This window comes from Streptomyces sp. NBC_00353, from assembly GCF_036108815.1.
Lineage (GTDB): Bacteria > Actinomycetota > Actinomycetes > Streptomycetales > Streptomycetaceae > Streptomyces.
On record NZ_CP107985.1, the window covers coordinates 9,372,584 to 9,390,822 of the forward strand.

17 protein-coding genes and 1 pseudogene are annotated in these 18,239 nt (G+C 67.6%); 10 read left to right on the plus strand and 8 right to left on the minus strand.

Translation table 11 applies throughout. From position 1 onward, the window contains the following. Positions 1 to 4: 4 nt before the first annotated feature. From OHA88_RS42150 to OHA88_RS42165, 4 genes and pseudogenes are all read left to right on the plus strand, one after another. A complete protein-coding gene (locus OHA88_RS42150; RefSeq protein WP_328629478.1) occupies positions 5 to 1,432 on the plus strand; it encodes a selenium-binding protein SBP56-related protein in 1,428 nt (475 codons plus the stop codon). A gap of 141 nt (positions 1,433 to 1,573) precedes the next feature. Further along, positions 1,574 to 1,708 (plus strand): annotated as a pseudogene (locus OHA88_RS42155) (IS21-like element helper ATPase IstB); the annotation flags it as partial. A 96-nt stretch (positions 1,709 to 1,804) separates the two neighbouring features. Beyond that, entirely contained in the window at positions 1,805 to 2,413 is a 609-nt protein-coding gene (locus tag OHA88_RS42160; protein ID WP_328629479.1) for an ArsR/SmtB family transcription factor, read from the plus strand. Beyond that, on the plus strand, positions 2,410 to 3,723 hold the full coding sequence (locus OHA88_RS42165; RefSeq protein WP_328629480.1) for an MFS transporter: 1,314 nt from the start codon (positions 2,410 to 2,412) through the stop codon (positions 3,721 to 3,723). Before OHA88_RS42160 ends, OHA88_RS42165 begins: the two co-directional genes overlap by 4 nt. 401 nt (positions 3,724 to 4,124) lie before the next feature. Here the strand turns inward: OHA88_RS42165 and OHA88_RS42170 are convergent, their stop codons facing one another. Together OHA88_RS42170 and OHA88_RS42175 are read right to left on the minus strand one after the other, a co-directional pair. Continuing rightward, positions 4,125 to 4,541: an SRPBCC family protein gene (locus tag OHA88_RS42170; RefSeq protein ID WP_328629481.1), complete on the minus strand. Its 417-nt coding sequence runs from the start codon at positions 4,539 to 4,541 to the stop codon at positions 4,125 to 4,127. Positions 4,542 to 4,593: 52 nt separating this feature from the next. Beyond that, positions 4,594 to 5,604, minus strand: a complete 1,011-nt coding sequence (locus OHA88_RS42175) for an aldo/keto reductase (RefSeq protein ID WP_328629482.1) — start codon at positions 5,602 to 5,604, stop codon at positions 4,594 to 4,596. Between the two features lie 138 nt (positions 5,605 to 5,742). Between OHA88_RS42175 and OHA88_RS42180 the strand changes: the two genes are divergently transcribed. Together OHA88_RS42180 and OHA88_RS42185 are read left to right on the plus strand one after the other, a co-directional pair. Next, a complete protein-coding gene (locus tag OHA88_RS42180; RefSeq protein ID WP_328629483.1) occupies positions 5,743 to 6,669 on the plus strand; it encodes a LysR substrate-binding domain-containing protein in 927 nt (308 codons plus the stop codon). A 168-nt stretch (positions 6,670 to 6,837) separates the two neighbouring features. Continuing rightward, positions 6,838 to 7,128 carry a transposase gene (locus tag OHA88_RS42185; protein WP_328629484.1) on the plus strand — a complete coding sequence of 97 codons (291 nt, stop codon included), beginning with the start codon at positions 6,838 to 6,840 and terminating at the stop codon, positions 7,126 to 7,128. Positions 7,129 to 7,205: 77 nt separating this feature from the next. Here the strand turns inward: OHA88_RS42185 and OHA88_RS42190 are convergent, their stop codons facing one another. Continuing rightward, positions 7,206 to 7,754: a GNAT family N-acetyltransferase gene (locus OHA88_RS42190; RefSeq protein ID WP_328629485.1), complete on the minus strand. Its 549-nt coding sequence runs from the start codon at positions 7,752 to 7,754 to the stop codon at positions 7,206 to 7,208. Positions 7,755 to 8,684: 930 nt separating this feature from the next. Between OHA88_RS42190 and OHA88_RS42195 the strand changes: the two genes are divergently transcribed. Next, positions 8,685 to 9,119 carry a VOC family protein gene (locus OHA88_RS42195; protein WP_328629486.1) on the plus strand — a complete coding sequence of 145 codons (435 nt, stop codon included), beginning with the start codon at positions 8,685 to 8,687 and terminating at the stop codon, positions 9,117 to 9,119. 966 nt (positions 9,120 to 10,085) lie between these two features. Here the strand turns inward: OHA88_RS42195 and OHA88_RS42200 are convergent. Beyond that, the gene (locus OHA88_RS42200) at positions 10,086 to 10,604 is read right to left on the minus strand and encodes a winged helix-turn-helix transcriptional regulator (protein ID WP_328629487.1); all 519 of its coding nucleotides are present in this window, start codon (positions 10,602 to 10,604) and stop codon (positions 10,086 to 10,088) included. Between the two features lie 99 nt (positions 10,605 to 10,703). On the opposite strand from OHA88_RS42200, the gene OHA88_RS42205 reads away from it, so the two are divergent. Both OHA88_RS42205 and OHA88_RS42210 read left to right on the plus strand, forming a co-directional pair. Continuing rightward, positions 10,704 to 11,489 carry an SDR family oxidoreductase gene (locus OHA88_RS42205; RefSeq protein ID WP_328629488.1) on the plus strand — a complete coding sequence of 262 codons (786 nt, stop codon included), beginning with the start codon at positions 10,704 to 10,706 and terminating at the stop codon, positions 11,487 to 11,489. Between the two features lie 25 nt (positions 11,490 to 11,514). After that, complete coding sequence (locus OHA88_RS42210) at positions 11,515 to 11,874, plus strand: nuclear transport factor 2 family protein (protein ID WP_328629489.1); 360 nt, start codon at positions 11,515 to 11,517, stop codon at positions 11,872 to 11,874. Positions 11,875 to 12,992: 1,118 nt separating this feature from the next. Here OHA88_RS42210 and OHA88_RS42215 read toward each other — a convergent pair. Further along, positions 12,993 to 13,595: a CGNR zinc finger domain-containing protein gene (locus OHA88_RS42215; RefSeq protein WP_328629490.1), complete on the minus strand. Its 603-nt coding sequence runs from the start codon at positions 13,593 to 13,595 to the stop codon at positions 12,993 to 12,995. Between the two features lie 683 nt (positions 13,596 to 14,278). On the opposite strand from OHA88_RS42215, the gene OHA88_RS42220 reads away from it, so the two are divergent. Beyond that, positions 14,279 to 14,794 carry an allene oxide cyclase barrel-like domain-containing protein gene (locus OHA88_RS42220; RefSeq protein ID WP_328629491.1) on the plus strand — a complete coding sequence of 172 codons (516 nt, stop codon included), beginning with the start codon at positions 14,279 to 14,281 and terminating at the stop codon, positions 14,792 to 14,794. Between the two features lie 627 nt (positions 14,795 to 15,421). Here OHA88_RS42220 and OHA88_RS42225 read toward each other — a convergent pair. The 3 genes from OHA88_RS42225 to OHA88_RS42235 all read right to left on the minus strand — a co-directional run bounded on the left by OHA88_RS42225 (position 15,422) and on the right by OHA88_RS42235 (position 18,189). After that, complete coding sequence (locus OHA88_RS42225; protein ID WP_328629492.1) at positions 15,422 to 16,342, minus strand: hypothetical protein; 921 nt, start codon at positions 16,340 to 16,342, stop codon at positions 15,422 to 15,424. A 106-nt stretch (positions 16,343 to 16,448) separates the two neighbouring features. After that, on the minus strand, positions 16,449 to 16,907 hold the full coding sequence (locus OHA88_RS42230; protein WP_328629493.1) for a hypothetical protein: 459 nt from the start codon (positions 16,905 to 16,907) through the stop codon (positions 16,449 to 16,451). 124 nt (positions 16,908 to 17,031) lie between these two features. Further along, a complete protein-coding gene (locus OHA88_RS42235) occupies positions 17,032 to 18,189 on the minus strand; it encodes a cation diffusion facilitator family transporter (RefSeq protein ID WP_328629494.1) in 1,158 nt (385 codons plus the stop codon). Positions 18,190 to 18,239 lie beyond the last annotated feature (50 nt).

Consider the following 18,239-nt stretch of genomic DNA (forward strand, 5'->3'; position numbering starts at 1 on the left):
AGCCATGACGACCGAGCACGCTCACGACCGCGACGACCCCAGTGACCCGACCTTGTACCGCACTCCGGCGGACGCCGTGGCCGCGCCCCCGGAGAAGCTCGCCTATGTCGTCGGTTTCGACCCGACCGCCCAGCGCGCGGACGCGCTGTTCACCGTCGGCACCGACCCCGAGTCCCCCGCATACGGCCGCGTGACCTCCCACGCCGACCTGCCCGGCCTGGGCAACGAACTGCACCACTTCGGCTGGAACGCCTGCTCGAGCGCGCTGGCGCATGCCGGTCATCATCACGCTGCGCGGCGCTACCTCATCGTCCCGGGGCTGCGCTCCTCCCGGCTGCACGTCTTCGACACCAGCCCCGATCCCGCCCGCCCGCGCCTGGTCAAAGTGGTCGAGCCCGAGGAATTGGCAGCCAAGGCCGGATACTCGCGTCCGCACACACTTCACTGCGGCCCTGACGGAGTGTTCCTGTCCTGCCTGGGCGGCGCGGACGGTGCGGACGGGCCTGGCGGCGTCGCGCTGCTGGACCACGAAAGCTTCGAAGTGCTGCGAGCCTGGGAGAGCGACCGCGGACCGCAGTGGTTCGCCTATGACGTCTGGTGGCATCTGCGCGAGAACATCGCCGTGACCAGCGAGTGGGGGACCCCCTCGATGATCGAGGACGGCCTTGTCCCCGAACTGCTGCTGGGTCGCCAGTACGGCCACTCGCTGCACTTCTGGGAGCTGGACTCCGGTCGGCACCTGCAGCGTGTCGATCTGGGGGATGAGAACCAGATGGTGCTGGAGCTGCGTCCTGCGCACGACCCCGAGGCAGCGTGGGGGTTCGCAAACACCGTGGTCAACGTGGAGGACCTGTCGGCATCGGTGTGGCTGTGGAACCGGGCGGGCGAGGACTTCGTGGTCCGCAAGGTGATCACCATCCCTGCCGAGCAGGCGCAGACGGAGGACCTGCCCCCGGCGCTGCAGCCGTTCGGCGCCGTGCCTCCATTGATCACCGACATTGACCTGTCGGTGGACGACCAGTGGCTGTACGTATCCGCTTGGGGAACCGGGGAGCTCCTCCAGTACGACGTGAGCGACCCGTTCCATCCGAGGCAGACCGCGTCCGTGCGTCTCGGCGGCATCGTCGGCCGCCAGCCGCATCCCGCCGAGCCGGACATTCCGCTGACCGGCGGAGCACAGATGGTCGAGCTCAGCCGCGACGGGCGGCGTGTGTACCTGACGAACTCCTTGTACTCCGCCTGGGACGCGCAGTTCTATCCCGCGGGCATCGACCCGTGGATGGTCAAACTCGATGCCGACACCTCGCACGGCGGGCTCTCCGTCGACAGCCGATTCTTCCCGCACGGCCCGGACTTCCTGGGCTTGCGCGTGCACCAGACGCGCCTGCAAGGCGGCGACGCCTCCTCGGATTCGTACTGCTACCGCCGCTGACCGCTTGCGCTCCGTGAGCGCCCGATCATGGAACCTGCGCAGTGACGAGTCCTGTTGCCCCAGGGGCTTGATCGGGATTTGAGTGCTCGTCAGAAGTGGCTCCAGGACCTGTCATGTAGTGGGAGCATCAGTGTGCTTCCGACAGTCACTGATCCTCGGCTCTGCGCGGCCGTCGTGGACCGGCTCACCTTCGGCGGCAACATCATTGAGACCGACAGCGGTTCCTACCGCCTCGCCCACACCAGAGCCCGCCGGCAGGTCGCCGCCGGCGCTTGATCACACCTGCTCTGCTGGGACGCGCATCAGGCGGCGGCCCGGCGCCGGAGATATGAGACTTGACTCTCACAATGTGTGAGAGGAAACTCTCACGTTATGGATTCTGGTAATCGGCTGGGCGATATCGAGATCACTGATCCGCAGGCGATGCGGGCGCTGGCGCACCCGGTGCGGCTGGCGATCCTCGAACGACTACGGCAGCGCGGGCCGGCGACGGCGACGCAACTCGCGCCTGATGTGGGAGCAACCCCGTCAGTGACCAGCTGGCATCTGCGGCATCTGGCGGGCTTCGGCCTGGTCCGCGATGCCGAGCCCGGCCCGGATCGTCGCCAGCGGCGGTGGGAGGCGGTGGCGCGCGGCTTCCGGTTCGAGGTTCCGGAGGACCCGGACGATGAGGAGGGCAGGTCGGCCGCGCGGGTCCTGTCCCGGGAGATGTTCCTGCGCTCCGCAGACCTGCCGAACCGGTGGGCTGCCGAGGTCGAACCCAAGCTCGAACCGGCGTGGGGGCGGCTTGCGGGTCTGGCCAACACCCGCGTCGTCGTCTCCGCCGACGAACTCGCCGCCATCGAGGACGCGATCGAACGCATCCTCGCGCCCTACGTGACGCGTGATCCGGCCGCGCGTCCGGCCGACGGCCGTGGCGTCCGGCTGCTGCGTTACACCCTGCCCGAGGCCGCCGAGGACCAGACCGGCGGGACGTCATGAGCGCTGCAGACCAGGCCATACCCATATCGCTGTGGCGTGACCAGCGGTTCCGTCGTTTCTGGGCCGGCCAGTCGATCTCGCAGTTCGGCGACCGGATCACCGAACTGGCCCTGCCACTGATCGCGGTGGGGGCGCTGCACGCTTCGGCCAATCAGGTGGCATGGCTGACCGCGCTCATCTGGACCCCGAACCTGCTCGCGATCGTCCTCGGTGCCTGGGTCGACCACCGCATCCACAAGCGGCGCCTGATGGTTCTCGCCGACCTGGTGCGCGCCGCAGTACTGCTCTCCCTCCCCGCTGCCTATCTGCTGGGGGCGGTGACGCTGAGTCAGTTGTATGCCGTGGCGTTACTGACCGGCGCCGCAGGGGTGCTGTTCAACACCGCCTATCCGCCGTTCTTCGCCCACCTGGTGCCCCGGTCGTCCTACGTCGACGCGAACAGCAAGCTCAGTGCCAGCCGGTCCGCGTCCTACGTCGCCGGCCCGGCGATCGGTGGTGCCCTGGTCCAGGCGTTGACCGCTCCCGTCGCCGTCGTCGTCGACGCCCTGACGTTCCTGGCGTCCGCGATTCTGGTCGGTCGGGTTTCGATCGACGAACCGCCGGCCGAGCCTGGCCAAGCGGCACCCCCGCTGCTGCGACGTGCCAGGGAAGGACTGGTGTTCGTCGTCCGTCATCCGGTGCTGCGGGCGAGCCTCGGGTGCGCGGCGACCGTCAACTTCTTCACCTTTGTCGCGGGCAGCGGACTGATCGTGCTGTTCGCCAGCCGAAACCTCGGACTGACCGCGGGAGTCATCGGCATGGCGTTCGGGATCGGCGCCACCGGCTCGCTCCTTGGCGCGGTGATCGCCCCGAAGGTCTCGCGCAGGCTCGGCGTGGGCCGCAGCATCGTCGTGGGCGCTGTGTTGTTCCCGGCGCCGATCGCCATCGCCGCTGCTGCGGGCGGCCCCCTCTGGGCTCGCGCCGGAGCCTTGGCCCTGGCCGAATTCCTCTCCGGCGTCGGCGTCATGCTCTTCGACGTCAACCTCAACTCCCTTCAGGCAGACGTGATCCCCGATGGCATGCGCAGTCGCGTCGCGGGCGCGTACAGCACGATCAATTACGGCATACGCCCTGTGGGCGCCGTCCTCGGCGGCCTCCTCGCCACCCTCATCGGCCTCCGGGCCACCCTCCTCCTCGCTGCCGTCGGCGGAGCGCTGTCGCTGCTCTGGCTGCTGCCCTCGCCGATACCACGCATTCACTCCCTGACTCCCGACAATCCGGTGGCTCCAGACAGCGACACGGGCTCGGACGCGCGACCATTGCCTTCCTGACCTGCCGCGGAACCATCCGGGTACAGACTCGTTCGAAGCCATACGGCGCAGTGCCATCGGCGACCGGCGCCTGTCCGAAGGAACCTGGCCGAGCCCTTCGTCCGGTTGAAGATCCGCTGCCGCTCGCGATACCGGATCGGACCCAGCCGCGTACGGCGGTGAGAGCGTCGGGTCGACCCGCTTGGTGGCCGCGAGCGCGTCATGCAGGGGTTTCACTCCGGTCAGGTCTCTTCCCTGCTGCAGTGAGCGAGGGGCACTGACGTACGAGAGCGGTCTGCGCCCGCCACCCGGTGGCTGACGGGCTACCTCCGGCACGGCTCTGGCTCGCCTCGCCGACGCGGTACGAGCGGGGTACAGCGTGGCCGCGACCCCTGGGCCTCGAGGGACCCAGGGGTGCGGTTTCAGCTGAGTGTTTTGTGGAGGGCGTCGAGGCCGTCGCGGTAGATCCCGGTGAACAGGGTGACCACCTCGTCCTCGTCCGTCCCTTGGGGGGTGAATCGTCCGGACCACTGCACCTCGGCTACGTCTTTCCGGCCGGGCACTTCATGCACGCGCAGGGTGGAGATGTAGCCGACGACCGGGAAAGGCGCTTCGAGGATGGCGTAGCTGTAGTGACGTTCCGTTTCGTTGAAATCCACGAGGCGCTCAACGATGGCCTCTCCATCCGGGTTGGCGAGCCGGCGGACGCGGCCGCCCTCCAGAGCAGTGCTCTCGGGGATGTAGGGGAGCCAGTCGGGCAGGGAATCGAAGCCGCCGATCAGCTGCCACACGCGCTCGGGGGAGGCCGGTACGACCCGGCTTACTGATGTCGATGTCATGAACTTTCTCCAGAATTCGTTTGTTCTTCGGGAACGGTGGTTGCGTAAGAACTCAGGCGTTGCCCGGGAGCGGCGCCTGGGGGCTGACCAGGCCGGCCTTGCGGAGTTCGGCCCAGAAGTCGGCCGGGACGTTCTCGTGCAGCGCGGAGAGGTCTTCGGCGATGCGGCTGGGCTTGGTGGCGCCTGGGATGACGGCGGCGGTGACCGGGTGGGCGAGGGCGAACTGCAGGGCTGCGGCCTTGATGCTCACGCCGTGCCGGTCGGCGATGTCCTTGATGCGCCGGACCTTTTCGATGATCTCCGGGGGTGCGTCCTGGTACTCGAAGTGGGTGCCGCCGGCCAGGATGCCGGAGCTGTAGGGGCCGCCGACGACCATGTCGGCTCCGTGCTCGGCGGCCATGGGCAGCAGCCGCTGGAGGGCGTGTTCGTGGTCCAGCAGTGAGTAGCGACCGGCGAGGAGGAACCCGTCGGGCTGCGGCTCATCCAGGGCAAGGGTCAGCTCGATGGGCTCGGTCCGGTTGACGCCCAGCCCCCACGCCTTGATGACGCCCTCATCCCGCAGCCGGGACAGCACGCGGAAGGCTCCGGTGCGGGCCTCCTCGAACTTCTGCAGCCACAGGTCGCCGTGGAAGTCCTGGGCGACGTCGTGCACCCAGACGATGTCGAACCGGTCCACGCCCAACCGCTTCAGGCTTCCCTCGATCGAACGCTCGGTGGCCTCGGCGGTCCACTCGTGCACGATCTTGTTGAGGCTCCCGTGCTCGAACAGGCCGCCCTTCTCGCCGAAGTCACGAGAACCCGTCTCGAGCTCGTCCAGGATCACGCGGCCCACCTTCGTGGACAGGACGTACTGGTCTCGGTCCTTTCCGGCGAGAGCAGCACCGAGGCGTGTCTCGGACAGACCCGCGCCGTAGAACGGGGCCGTGTCGAAGTAGCGGATGCCCTGGTCCCACGCGGCCTGGACAGTCGCGGCGGCCTCCTCGTCCGGGATGGCGCGGAACATGTTGCCCAAGGGCGCAGTGCCGAAACCAATACGGTCGGGAAGGAGAGATGTGATGCTCATGGCAGGTCCTTGTACAGAGGGGAAGCCGGATTTCCGGCCCTTCAGCCGGTCCGTCGTTCTTTCCTCTTCGACATTAAGATGGGGATATCAGACTGTCCAAGACTTCCTTGGGCACACTTGAGTCCCTTGAGGTCTTACATGCTTGACCTGCGGCAACTTCGCTACTTCATCGCCGTGGCCGAGACCGAACACGTCGGCCGCGCCGCAGAACAGCTCCACATCTCGCAGTCCCCGCTCAGCCGACAGATCGCCCAGCTCGAGAAGAAGCTCGGCCTCACCCTGTTCGAGCGCACTCAGCAGCGCATCCGCCTGACCCGTGACGGTGCAGTGTTCTTGAGCGAGGCCAGAGCGCTCCTGCGCCACGCCGACCGCCTGGAGAACCTCGGCCGCCGACTGGGCCGCGGGGAAGAGGGAGGCCTGTGCATCGGCTACGCGCCCGACGCCATGCACACGGGTGTGCTTCCCGGTGCGCTGCGCCGCCTCCAGGAGGAGCGTCCCGGTATTCACGTCGCTCTGTACAACATGGCCGCCTCGGAGCAGTTCGAAGGGCTGCGCCAGCGCAGCCTCGACATCGCCCTGGTACGGGAACCACCAGACAGCGACGATCCTGTGCTGCGGGCAGCGCCCCTGCTGGAGGACCCCTTGCTGCTCGTCCTTCCGGCCGGCCATCCGCTGGCCGCACAGGGCGAGGTCACGGCTCAGGACCTGGACGGCCAGCCATGGATCGCCATCGAGGATGAGGGCGATCCGGGATGGCGGGACGCGTTCGTCGCTTCATGTGTTGCCTCAGGCTTTACCCCCGACATCCGGCTCGACGCTCCGGAGCCCCTGACAGCGCTGGGCCTTGTCGCCTCCGGCCTTGGCCTGGCTCTGGTGCAGAAGAGCATGGTGCGAGGTGTGACGGATGCTGTGGTGGTACGTGAACTTCCCTGGCGCGAGGCGTCAGTTCACCTGTGGGCCGTCTGGCACCACATCGACCTGCGCCCGGTTGTCTCCTCGTTCCGCGAGACGGTGCTGTCGCACGAGACGCGGAGCGAGAAACCGGTGGCTGCCTCTGCGACGTGAGGACGGCGATCTGTGCCCGGTGGGTGTCTGTGCCGCTAGGGAGTGCCCTTCGGACCATCTGATCGTGGGTTTGGGTATGGCCTTGACTGACCTTCACTGGGCTCGGAGTGGGCCTTTGCTTCCGGACGGATGCCGAAGCGGGGTGGACGGTGGCGTGATCACCGGTAGGTGTTCGACGCGATCGCGTTCAAGCACCGCACCGGTCGCCCGCGGACGGTCCTGCCCGAGAAGTTCGGCTCGTGGAAAGGCGTCCACAACCGCCTGCGCAAACGGGCCGCCGGCGGCACCTGGGAGAAGGTCTTCACCACCTTGCTCGCCCAGGCCGACAGCGACGGTGATCTCAACTGGATCGTCGCGGGGGACCCCACCATCGTCCGCGCGCATCAGCACGCGGTCGAGTCGTCGCGGGGCTCCGGGCGGCCAAGTCATTTGAGCCATCAGACGGCGACAAGCTCATAGCCATACCCGGAACCCCTCGTCCCGACGATCCTACGAATGACCGCCTCAGACCCACGCCTTGGAAGGTAGGACCTAGCTCAACCGGACGGCGTGACCGAGGACCATACGCCGAACCACTGCTCGGCGCCGTACTCCTCGAACCGCTCCACCTCGGTGAACCCCAACTTGGCCGCGAGGCGCATCGAGCGGTCGTTGGCGGTCTGGGTGCAGAGCACCACCGGCTCGCCGGGGAGTACGTCGGCGAACCAGTCGAGTGCCGCCGCGCACGCCTCGGCGGCGTACCCGCATCCCCACGCTTGCGGCAGGAATGTGTAACCGAGCTCGGCCTCCCCGACATCCGGACGGACGTGCCCCGGACGCTCTGCATCGCGCCGATCGAGCGCGACCATGCCGATCATCGCGCCGTCGAGATCGATCACGAAAAGGCCATGGCGCCGCCCGGGCACCTCAGGCACCGCGCGCTCGAGCTCATCACGCGGTCGAGGACCACCGAGGTAGGTGCGCACCTCAGGCGAGGCGAACAGCTCGATGAACGCTGCACGGTCCCGGGCCTCGGACTCGCGGAGCACGAGTCGTTCGGTCCTTATCGGGGCAGGCGGCCAGGCGACGGGTCCGAGTCCAGTCATGGCGGGCAACCTATCGCACGAACGTGAGAGTGATCCGAGAGAAGGCGTAGGCGCCGCATTTGGCGTGCTGGGACTTCGAAGCGCTGCTGTGCTCCCTTGCGGTGGCCTGGACCGCCCCCGGCCCAACCGTCGGGGGCCGTTCCTGCGGTTGTCACGGCGAGAAGCAGCCCAAGGAGCCCAAGTCGGCGCCGCGGAGTATCCGCGATCAGGCGTTCAACGACCTGTTCGCGGCCTTGTCTTGCAGCAGGGATCGGGCTCTGATCGCGTTCTACATCTCGGCCGGTGCTCGAGCGTCGGAGTTGCTCGGTGTCCGACAGGGTCTGGTCTTTCCGGAGGAACAGGAGATCCGAGACCTGGTCCCGAAGGGGCCGGACGAGTTTTTGTGGTGGCCGCTGCGCCGGCCGTCTCGACCGCTGACTTACGACGCGGCTCGGATGGTGTTCGGGTCAAAGCCCGGATGGACCAGCGGACCCGGACCCAACTACCGCTGCTATTGCGAGCCGTCGAGCAGCAGCGCAAGGCCGCTGAACAGCGGGCATGAGGCCGCGTTTCTCCTCGGTACGCCGGACGTCCGACTGTCCGCCGGTCGACGAACTCGCGTGAGACGCGGCGGTGAAGGACCCGAGCCGCCCAGGCGTCGATTCTCGCACCCTCTTCTGCCGGTGAGTGGATGTCAAGACGATGCCGGGCACTACCCGCCGGGTCAGCGTACTAACGGCATGGGCTGTATAGGTAAAGCCAGATCTCTCGACCCTCATCGTCGATCTCGGGCTCACTGGACTCCCGAATGTAGTGGGCATCGACACTGTCAGGATCGTCATCCCACGGCTCAAGGTCCCACTCATCGCCAAGAGTCGGCCGCATACGCCACAACCTAGCCAGGGAAGAGCCCGTGGAGACGACGAAAGCCCACGCCTCTATGATGGACCGATGGCGTCGATCAAGCAGATCCAAGTCACCTTCGACTGCGCAAAACCTGAGCGCGTCGCTCGTTTCTGGTGCGAGGTGTTGGGGTACGTCGTACCGCCGCCACCGGAGGGGTTTGCTACTTGGGACGATTTCGATCGCGCACTGCCGCCTGAGCATCAGGGTTCAGCGTTCGCATGCATTGACCCCTCAGGTGTGGGCCCGCGACTGTTCTTCCAGCGCGTTCCCGAAGGCAAGGTCGTCAAGAATCGGCTGCATCTTGATGTACGGGTCGGTATCGGGCTCGTGGGTGAAGAGCGCCTGGCCGTACTTGAGGCCGAATGCGCACGACTGGTCGCCCTTGGCGCGGTACGCGTGCGACTACTGCCTGCCGATGGCCACAACGAGTCGTGCCTCGTGATGCAGGACGTCGAGGGCAACGAGTTCTGTCTCGACTGAGTGGCCGTGAACGTCACATCGTCGCGAGTCGAGTGGTGCGGTTCGTCATCACGAGGGTCGCCGTCCCGCGGCGCGCCAACGGTCGTGATCCAGATTGCTCCGGAACGTCGCCGTGCTGGCTGACCCATGAGCGGATGGTGTCGGCCGCGGTTGCGTCGTCGACTGCTCTGGAGGTGCCAGGGGGATGCGGTCAAGCCACCATTGGCCGTGCCGAGGCCAGTCCTGAACACCGGCTCCGTCGTACGTGTCACGGAGTTGAGAGTGCGCGATCGAGGTCGCCAACACGCCTCGGTCGGCAGTTGCATCGGCCGCCAGCCGGAAACGCCTGGTGTCGACCCAGCGATATCCGTGGGAGAAGGTCCAGGGCGACCGTCACTTTCGGATGCAGGAGTCACCACCCTCGCTTGCGCGGATCCGAAGGACTTCGGGCTCATGATGAAGAGGCCGTGTAAGAGTCACACCCGCTCGTGCGGGGCTGAGAGGGGACAGCCCGTACGAGTCGATCTGCTTGGCGGAGTCACTCCCGCTCGCGCGGGAGTGTCGCCCTACTTGCGCGAGCGCACCAGCGGCGGTGGCCGGGGCAGAGGCCTGCTGGTCGGGGCGGGTGATGGTGTGTGCGAGGTGGGCGTCGTCGTGTCGCCCTGCCTGCGCGAATACCCTGGTCAGGTCACTTGACGCGGGGCTTGCCGGCATGGGTCGTTGAAGGTGCGCACGAGCTCAACGGCATCGTGGTATCGGTCGGCCTCGGCGAGTCCGACAGCCACGAGAGGCAGTGCATCTTGAGCACCGCCCTCGCGAAGGCTGCGGACGACCGCCAGTGTCATGTGGGGTGTGTCGCCGTCGGCCCCGGCTGATCGCAGGATGTGGCTCAGTAGGTGTGGCAGCCTGATCCCGTCCTCGCGGAAAGCCTGATCACGGAGTTCTTCCGTCCCCGCTCAACGCTGCCCGCGGTTTGTCCGGCCAGCCTTACGCCTCTTCCACGGGGGTGGCCGGCCGTGTCGCGTAGCGATTGCGCATCGCGTCGCTGGCTGCGGGGCCTGCGGTGAACACGTAGGCGCCGCTGTCGTCGAGTCGGCGGCCGGTCTTGGCGTCAACGACGACGGGCTCGACTTCTTCACCGCTGTGCGCGTCGATGAGGATCATGCTGCGCTTCGTCGGCGTGAGGCGGGAGTTGCCCCACGCGGCCAGGGTGACGATCACCGGGCGCAGGGAGTGCCCGAGTTCGGTCAGGACGTACTCGTGCCGGACGGGACTGGTCTGGTACGGGCGGCGCTCCAGCAGACCGTCCGTGACGAGGGTCTTCAGCCGGGTGGTGAGCATGCTGGAGGAGATGCCCAGGTTCTCCTGGAACTGGTCGAAGCGGGTGTAGCCGTCGAAGGCATCGTGAAGGATCAGCAGCGTCCACCACTCGCCCACGTGTTCCACCGTCGTCGACAGCGGGCACTCCCGGTCCTCCAGTCTGATCCGGCTTGCCACGGCGACCATCCCCTCAGTTACTGCTAAAGTCGAAGTTAGTAGCTTCCATTTTAGCAGTAACAGAGGGGGCGGTGTCTCGTGTGCCCGCACCCGGAAACGGAACGTACCGTGACCACATCCATCAGCGATTCCCTCGAAGGCCGGCGGGCTCTGGTCACCGGCGGCACCAAGGGCACCGGGGCCGCCATCGCTCGACGCCTCACCCAGGCCGGTGCGACCGTGATCGTCACAGCCCGCAGCCGCCCCCATGACGTCGAGGAGAAGACCTTCATCGCCGCCGACCTGTCCACCGCCGAAGGCGCCGCACACGTCGCCGCCGAGGTGGACGCCCGCGTGGGAGGCGTCGACATCCTGGTCAATACCCTCGGCGGCTCCGAGGCGCCGGCCGGAGGGTTCGCGGCGCTCGGCGAGGACGACTGGGCAAAGGAGCTGAACACGAACCTGCTGGCCGCCGTCCGCCTGGACCGCGCCCTGCTCCCGCACATGATCACCAAGGGCAAGGGCGCGATCGTGCACGTCACCTCGATCCAGCGCCGCATGCCGTTGTGGAACGGAACCCTGGCCTACGCCGCCGCCAAAGCCGCCCTCACCACCTACAGCAAAGGTCTGGCCAACGAGGTGGCCTCCCGCGGCATCCGCGTCAACACCGTCTCACCCGGCTTCGTCCAGACATCGGCTGCCGACGACCTCGTTTCCCGGATCGCCTACGACGCCGGCATAACCCAGGAAGCGGCGCTGGCCCGGCTCATGGACTCCCTGGGAGGTATCCCGCTCGGCCGTCCCAACCAGCCTGAGGAAGTCGCCGAGCTCGTCGCCTTCCTCGTCTCCGACCGCGCCTCGGCCATCGTCGGCGCCGAACACGTCATCGACGGCGGCACCACGCCCACCGTCTGAACCAGCCACCACCATGAGGAGTGTCATGCACGACAACCACCCCCGGACCATCACCCCGGATGTTTTGCCCGAAGTGATCACCCGGTATCTCGAAGCGCACCACGCCCACGACACCGCCACCGCAGTCACGGCTTTCGCCGGCGACGCCACAGTGATCGACGACGGCAACACCTACCAGGGCACCGCCGCGATCGAGCAGTGGCTGGGCCGATCCGCCACCGAATTCACCTATACCGCCCACCTCATCGGCACCCAACAGACGGACACGACCCACTACATCGCCACGCACCACCTCGAAGGCAACTTCCCCGGCGGCACCATCGATCTGCGCTATCAGTTCACGCTCCACGACGACCTCATCGAACACCTCGCCATCGAACCCTGAGTCCGCTCCCACACCACCTGTTGCCGCCTTCGGGAGAAGCACCGCTCGCCCCGGACCGACCTGTCCCAGCGGGCCCCCGATCAGCCCCCGACCAAGGGTCAGCCCTTCAGTTCGGCATCCATCCGCAGATCAGCACGTGCACGCCTGAGGAATCAAGGCGAGCAACTCGGCAGCCATCCTCAGCACAGGGTGGCGGCGAGAGGAGTGCCGGTTCGCGCTGCTGCGATTCGACATGCGTGCAGGCGGGTCTGGGCGCGGGGCGGAACTTGGGTTCCTTGGCGCAGCGGCCGACCCACCGACTGGACGGCTCACCGGCGAGCGCGTCGGCGGACACCAACCTCCATTGCCGGACGGACTGACTGCTGAGGCCGGCAAGGCTCAGCGAACGCCGATTTCCTTCGCTGTCCCTCAGGGATGAAAGTGAAGGACTGGCGGAACGGGCCTTCGCTGTAGCGCACGGCGAGAAGGAGCTCTGCTCATGCGCGGGCGGCCACGATTCGGCACCTGGCGCACTGCTGTTCCACAGGTGGAAGGTCACCGTCGGCTGTTCCGGATCTTCGCTGAGACATCCCAGGGTCTTGCCGTACAGAGGGTTGCTTCCTCCGAACAGCACACAGGTGGCACCGAATTCCGAGGTTACGCCGGCCCACGTGCGGTCCTTGCCCGCCTGGGGGCGGGCAGCCACGCTCAAATCACCGATGCGGCCGACCTCCCGCAGTCCGCCGCACGCGGAGACCGCCCGCCGAGCTCACCGAGCCGCTCCGAGCACTGGTTGCGAGACTGCCCTGACCTCGTCCGAACGGCTTCGCAAGTCTCGGGCCTGCTAGCACACATTCGAGCTGGAGTCGGTATTCGCTGTGGAATCGAAGGCGTCACCGCGCCCCTGCGTCTTAGAATGCATGGGTCGAATCGGTGACCAACCGGCAAAGCCGGGTGCCGCAACGGCAGCTGACGTGCCAGCATGCAAGGGCGCGGAGGCCGGACACGGCTGGGCTGAAGAGCTTCGCCGGTGCGGCCCGGGAGAGAGAACGCATCGTGCAAGACCTGCCACCACCTGACGCGTCTTCCCGCGGACACCGCATCCGAAGGGACAGCAGGCTCTCTCCCCGTCGGCGCTGTCAGGTCGGCGTTTCCGCAGCCAGCTCCTTCTTCCTCTGCCGATAGGCCCGCATGGACGCCTGGGAGCCGCATTTCGGACCGCAGTAGACGCCAGAGCTGTTCCGCGTCCGGTCGAAAAAGCAGAAGTGACATGGCTGGTTCCGGCACGCCCGCACCCTGTCCCACAAGCCCGCCTGGGCGAGTTCGGTAACGCTCGCCAGTACGGTGCCGAAAAGCCCGGGGACACCGGACTGCGTGGTCTCCAAGGACGCCCCCGAGGCGGTGACGACCGTTACCAGCGGATGCCGGGACGCGACACGGCGCAGGTGTTCCTCCGCCTGAGCGAGTACCTCGGGTGTGATGTCCTTGTCGCCCGAATGAGCGAGCAGCACGGTGATCAAAGCGTCGCGCAGTGCGCGTGCACCGGCTGCGTCGGCCTCTGTGACGTGGGTGGTCTGCGAGCCCAAGGCGTTTTCCAGCAGCCATGCGTGCATGACCTCGGCGCTTGCGAAGCGCTCTGCCAACCGGTGGGGGCCTGCGGTGTGCGTGTTGACGAATTGCAGGACGACATCAGCCGCCGACGGTTGGGTCAGCGGGCTCTGCTCGCTTTTGCGCGCGACCATTGTCGGCCTCCTTGATCGAAGGAAGGCTAGACCATCCAGCGTTATCTCCGAAACCATTACGGTGGCAATTTTCTTCCCGCGAGGGACATCTCCCCCGGGCGCGGAGCGGAGCCCGGAGATGTTCTCCGGGTAACCCAGCGATGCCACGCTGCCGTACCGGGGTGGTGAAGTAGTTGCGCGGCTCGCGAGGGATGCCCGGTGAAGGCGTGGGTGATCGTGGCGCATTGCCGTTACGGACTGGCGAGGGCCGCCTTCCGAGCGATCGAGGCGCCGCTTTCGTCGGGGCACAGCGCGACGGTCTGATGCGCCCCGGCGGGCGCCCGGCCGCGATGTCGGCGGAGGTGATCATGCCGCCCGCCGCCATGCAGCTTGGGCAGGAGCCTTCAGGTTCTGAGCGCGGCCTCACCGAGCGCACTGAGCGTGACGTGGGCGATGTTGGCGACCCTGCTGGACTGCGGAGGGCCTGTTCCAGCGGCTGCGGTGCGGTCTCTCCGCACTGCCCGATGCGTCGCTGCTGCACCTGATTCGAGCCAGTTACGAGGAGCATTGCATGTTGCGAGCTAACCGCCTATGGTCATAACCAGTGTCGGCCCCTCGCATCCGGGCGGCCAAGGTTCTCCATCTTCTGCCGCCACCGAATCGACCCGCCACCGAATCGACCCACCACGGAATGGAACGGTAAGTTGCTGAGTTCATCGAAGATCAACAAGGTTCGTCACCTGAGTGTGGCCATCGGCATCGCCACTGTCGTCGCCGGTGGCGTCGCCATCGCCCCGCTGGCGTCGGCCGACACGTCGACTTCCATCAGTGCGCACGTCGTCGACCAGCGCGCGAAAACATTCGAGCTGGTCGGCAAACAGACCTCGCTCGAAGACCTCGATCTGGGCCGGGCCGGAATCAGCCCCGGTGACCAGCGCGTCATCCACGAAGACCTCTACCGCGACGGCGAGAAGGTCGGCGATCACAGCGTCGTCTGCACCTATACCCACGTCAACCCGGCCGCGCTTCAGTGCCTGGGCACCTTCTCTCTGCCTGAGGGACAGTTCGCCGCGCAGGCGCTGCTCCACCTGCCCGCCCCGTCCTACGTCGACGTCGGCATCACCGGCGGATCCGGCGACTACCGCAACGCCCGGGGCTTTGTTCGCACCGTTCCCGCCGGTGACACCGAGAGGCACTTCACCGTCCACCTGAAGCGCTGACGGTTGGCTGTCGAGCCAATGGTCCCTCCGTTGCTCGTTTCCCTCGGACTGTCTTCGGGATCTGAATCCAGAGGCGGACGTGGGACGGCGTCCGGGTGTCCGGCTGGCCAGTGAGCACCGAGGAGAGCCGACAGCGCTGCAGCCGAAGCGACCGGACTCGACGGGCCCGACCCGGCTGCGGAGGACCGTCTCGCCACTGTTGTCGGCGCAGTGCCGGCCGGCCCGACAACGGGCGCAGGCGGCAGTAGGGAACCTGCTGCCTTCGCGCGACCCAGGTCTCCACGGGGCGGCGAGGCACAGAACGCATCGTCACCAAGATGCAGGTGGTCATGGAGATCACGATGAGCACCGTGGCGAATGCCCCCAGGACACCGAAAAGTCTGAGCTGTCTGGGAGGCTGCCCTTCCATTCCCCTGGCGGGCGGGTTTCTGGGAGTTGATCTGGGAGTCCGGGAGACAGCGGGGCCGGATTCCTTCGGATCTCGCCCAGACCAGGAATGACGCCAGGCTGACCGCTGCTTCTGACTACGGCATGCGGCCCACCGACACGTCACACCGGGGCGGTGGCGCGTAATCGGGTGCGCGCAAGGGGCGCCGCCGGCGGTGGGCGACGCCCCTTGCGGACATGTCAGCCGACCTTGAGGGTCAGGGCTGCGGTGTGCAGCTTCCCGCCGGTCTGGAACTGAAGGAACAGCCGCCAGTTTCCGGAGGTCGGCAGTTCCGCGTTGAAGGACAGTTCCGGCCAGCCGTGGTCACCTTTGACCTCGGTGGACGGGTGGAGGTGGGCGAACGCGATGTCGCCCTCGTGGAAGGCGGTCAGGTGTGCGTAGGTGTCGAGGTAGGGCTGGAGGTCGGTGACCGGCTTGCCGCCCTTGGTGACAGTCACGGTCATCGGGTGCGCCATGCCGGCCATCGGCTCGCCTTTGACGGTCACGGTGTACCCGTCGACCTCGGCGGACTTGGCGGCGGCAGGCAGTGCGGTCTTGGTCTCGATGCCAGGGACCGTGACCGTGCGGGAGAGGACGAACGCCGTGCCCTTGCCGGCCCCGCTGTCGGGGGTGAAGGAGGTGAACATCCGCCAGGAACCGGACGCGAGCGAAGACAGGTTCGCCCTCCAGGTGCCGTCGTTGGCCATGGTCGGGTGGATGTGCTGGAAACCGGTCAGGTCGGAGCGGATGGCGTAGAAGTGCATCCGCTCGGTCTGGTCGACGGCGAAGTCCGTAACCGGCTTGCCGTCCGGGCCGGTGACCGTGAACCGGTAGGCGGCCGCCTTGCCCGCCGCCAGGGTCGCGCCCACACCAGTGAGGCGGTAGCCGTCCTTGGTGTCGGACAGGCCGTTCCCGGTGGCCATGTGGTCCATGCCGGGCATGTCTCCCATCGAGGGCGACGCCTTCGCGGACGCTGACGACTTGGCGCCGTGGTCCATCCCCGGCATTGAGGAGTCGTTGTTGGAGGAGCCGCAGGCGGCGAGGGCCAGTGCCAGTGCGGCGGCCGTGCCGGCCGCCGCGAGGGGACGACGGCGCACCGTGGGACGAGAAGAAGTGGACATGGGTGGTCTTTCCGGGTGGGCGCACCACGCCGGGCGGGCGCGCGGAGATGAGCAGGACACGTCGCCAGGGGCCCGGTAGAACATCCGGGGTCCGGCACTGGGCCTGTCAGGTCCGCGCGATACACACCGTCAGCAGCAGACTTCGCCCGCCCGGTGGGGGTGGTCCGCGCCGCCCCGTCCGGCCGAGGGCCGGCGGTCGGACCGCGAGGAAGGAGGCAGCCAGCACCGCGACGACGGCCAGCAGGCCGCCCGGCGGCAGCGGGATCCGGTCGCGGGCGGGAGTCGAGACGCACGTCGCCCCGTCCATCTCCGACGCGCCGGATGCCTGCTGAGCGTCGGCCTGCGTCATCACCGGTGATGACGCAGGCGTCACAGACGCGCGAGCCGCGGACGCCATCACGGCCTTGTCATGGCCTGCGGACATCGGGGCGGCGGACATTGCACCGTGGCAGCCTTCGGCGGCAGTCGCCGGGGCGCCATGCATGAGGAACAGGCCGAGCAGGACCGCGCACAGCGCCAGCAGTCGGGCGATGCCCCGCCTGCGCCTCTGTCCGGTGCCCGCCACTGCCTGGTCCTTTCTCACGCCGTCGAGCGCGCCCGTGGGGGCGCGGTGCCGACGATACCCCAGCCCGGTACCCGGCGCGGGTCGTATCAAGTTGCTGTGGCCCGGACCGGATTCCGTTCGGGCATCATCCCGCGTGGTGGGCCAGGGGGGCATGCGGGTCGCCGCTGTGGGTGGTGTGGTCGGTGTGCACGGTGGCGGCGGTCAGCCTGGGTACGGCGTGGATCAGGGCATGCTCGGCGGCCACGGCCAGGCTGTGCGCCTCCAGGACGGTGAGCTGGAGGTCGACGACGATGTCGGCCTCGGCCCGTAGGGCGTGGCCGATCCACCGCATGCGGACCTGCCCGACGTCGCGGACGCCGTCCACAGCGCGAAGCGCGTTTTCGGCGGTGTCGACCAGGGCGGGGTCGACGGCGTCCATGAGGCGGCGGAAGACCTCCTTGGCGGCGTGCTTGAGGACCATGAGGATGGCGAGGGTGATCAGCAGGCCGACGATCGGGTCCGCGAGCTGCCAGCCGATTGCGGCGCCGCCGGCGCCGAGCAGCACGGCCAGGGAGGTGAAGCCGTCGGTGCGGGCGTGCAGGCCGTCGGCGACCAGGGCGGCGGAGCCGATTTTATGGCCGGTACGGGTGCGGTAGCGGGCGACCCATTCATTGCCGATGAAGCCGATGACCGCTCCGGCGGCCACCCAGGACAGGTGGGTGATGTCCTGAGGGTTCAGGAGGCGGTCGATAGCGGTGTAGGCGGCCAGGGCAGAGGAGGCGGTGATGGTGAGCAGGATGGCGATGCCGGCCAGGTCCTCGGAGCGGCCGAAGCCGTAGGTGAAGCGGCGGGTCGCTGCCCGCCGACCGAGGATGAAGGCGATGCCCAGCGGCACGGCGGTCAGTGCGTCGGCGGCGTTGTGGACCGTGTCCCCGAGCAGCGCCACCGATTCTGAGAGGGCGAAGATCAAGGCCTGGAGCACGGTGGTGACACCGAGTACGGCCAGCGAGATCCACAGCGTCCGCATGCCCTCGGCGGAGGACTCCATCGCCGAGTCGACCTTGTCCGTCGCCTCGTGACTGTGGGGTGTGATCCGGAGTTTGATCCGCGACCACCGGCCCGAACCGTGATGCCCGTGGTCGTGCGCAGTTCCGTGATCACCGTGGTCATGGCTGTGGCCACTGGCCGGGCCATGTTCATGGTCGTGATTGCCGTGCGGCGCGTGGTCCCCCTGCCCGTTCCGGTGACTGCCCGGGTTGTGGTCATGGCGGGGAGGCTGGGAGGTCGGGCTCGGCTCGCTCATGGCAGTACACACCTTCCGGATCAGGGGTCGCCACAGCGGACCCGTTGGAC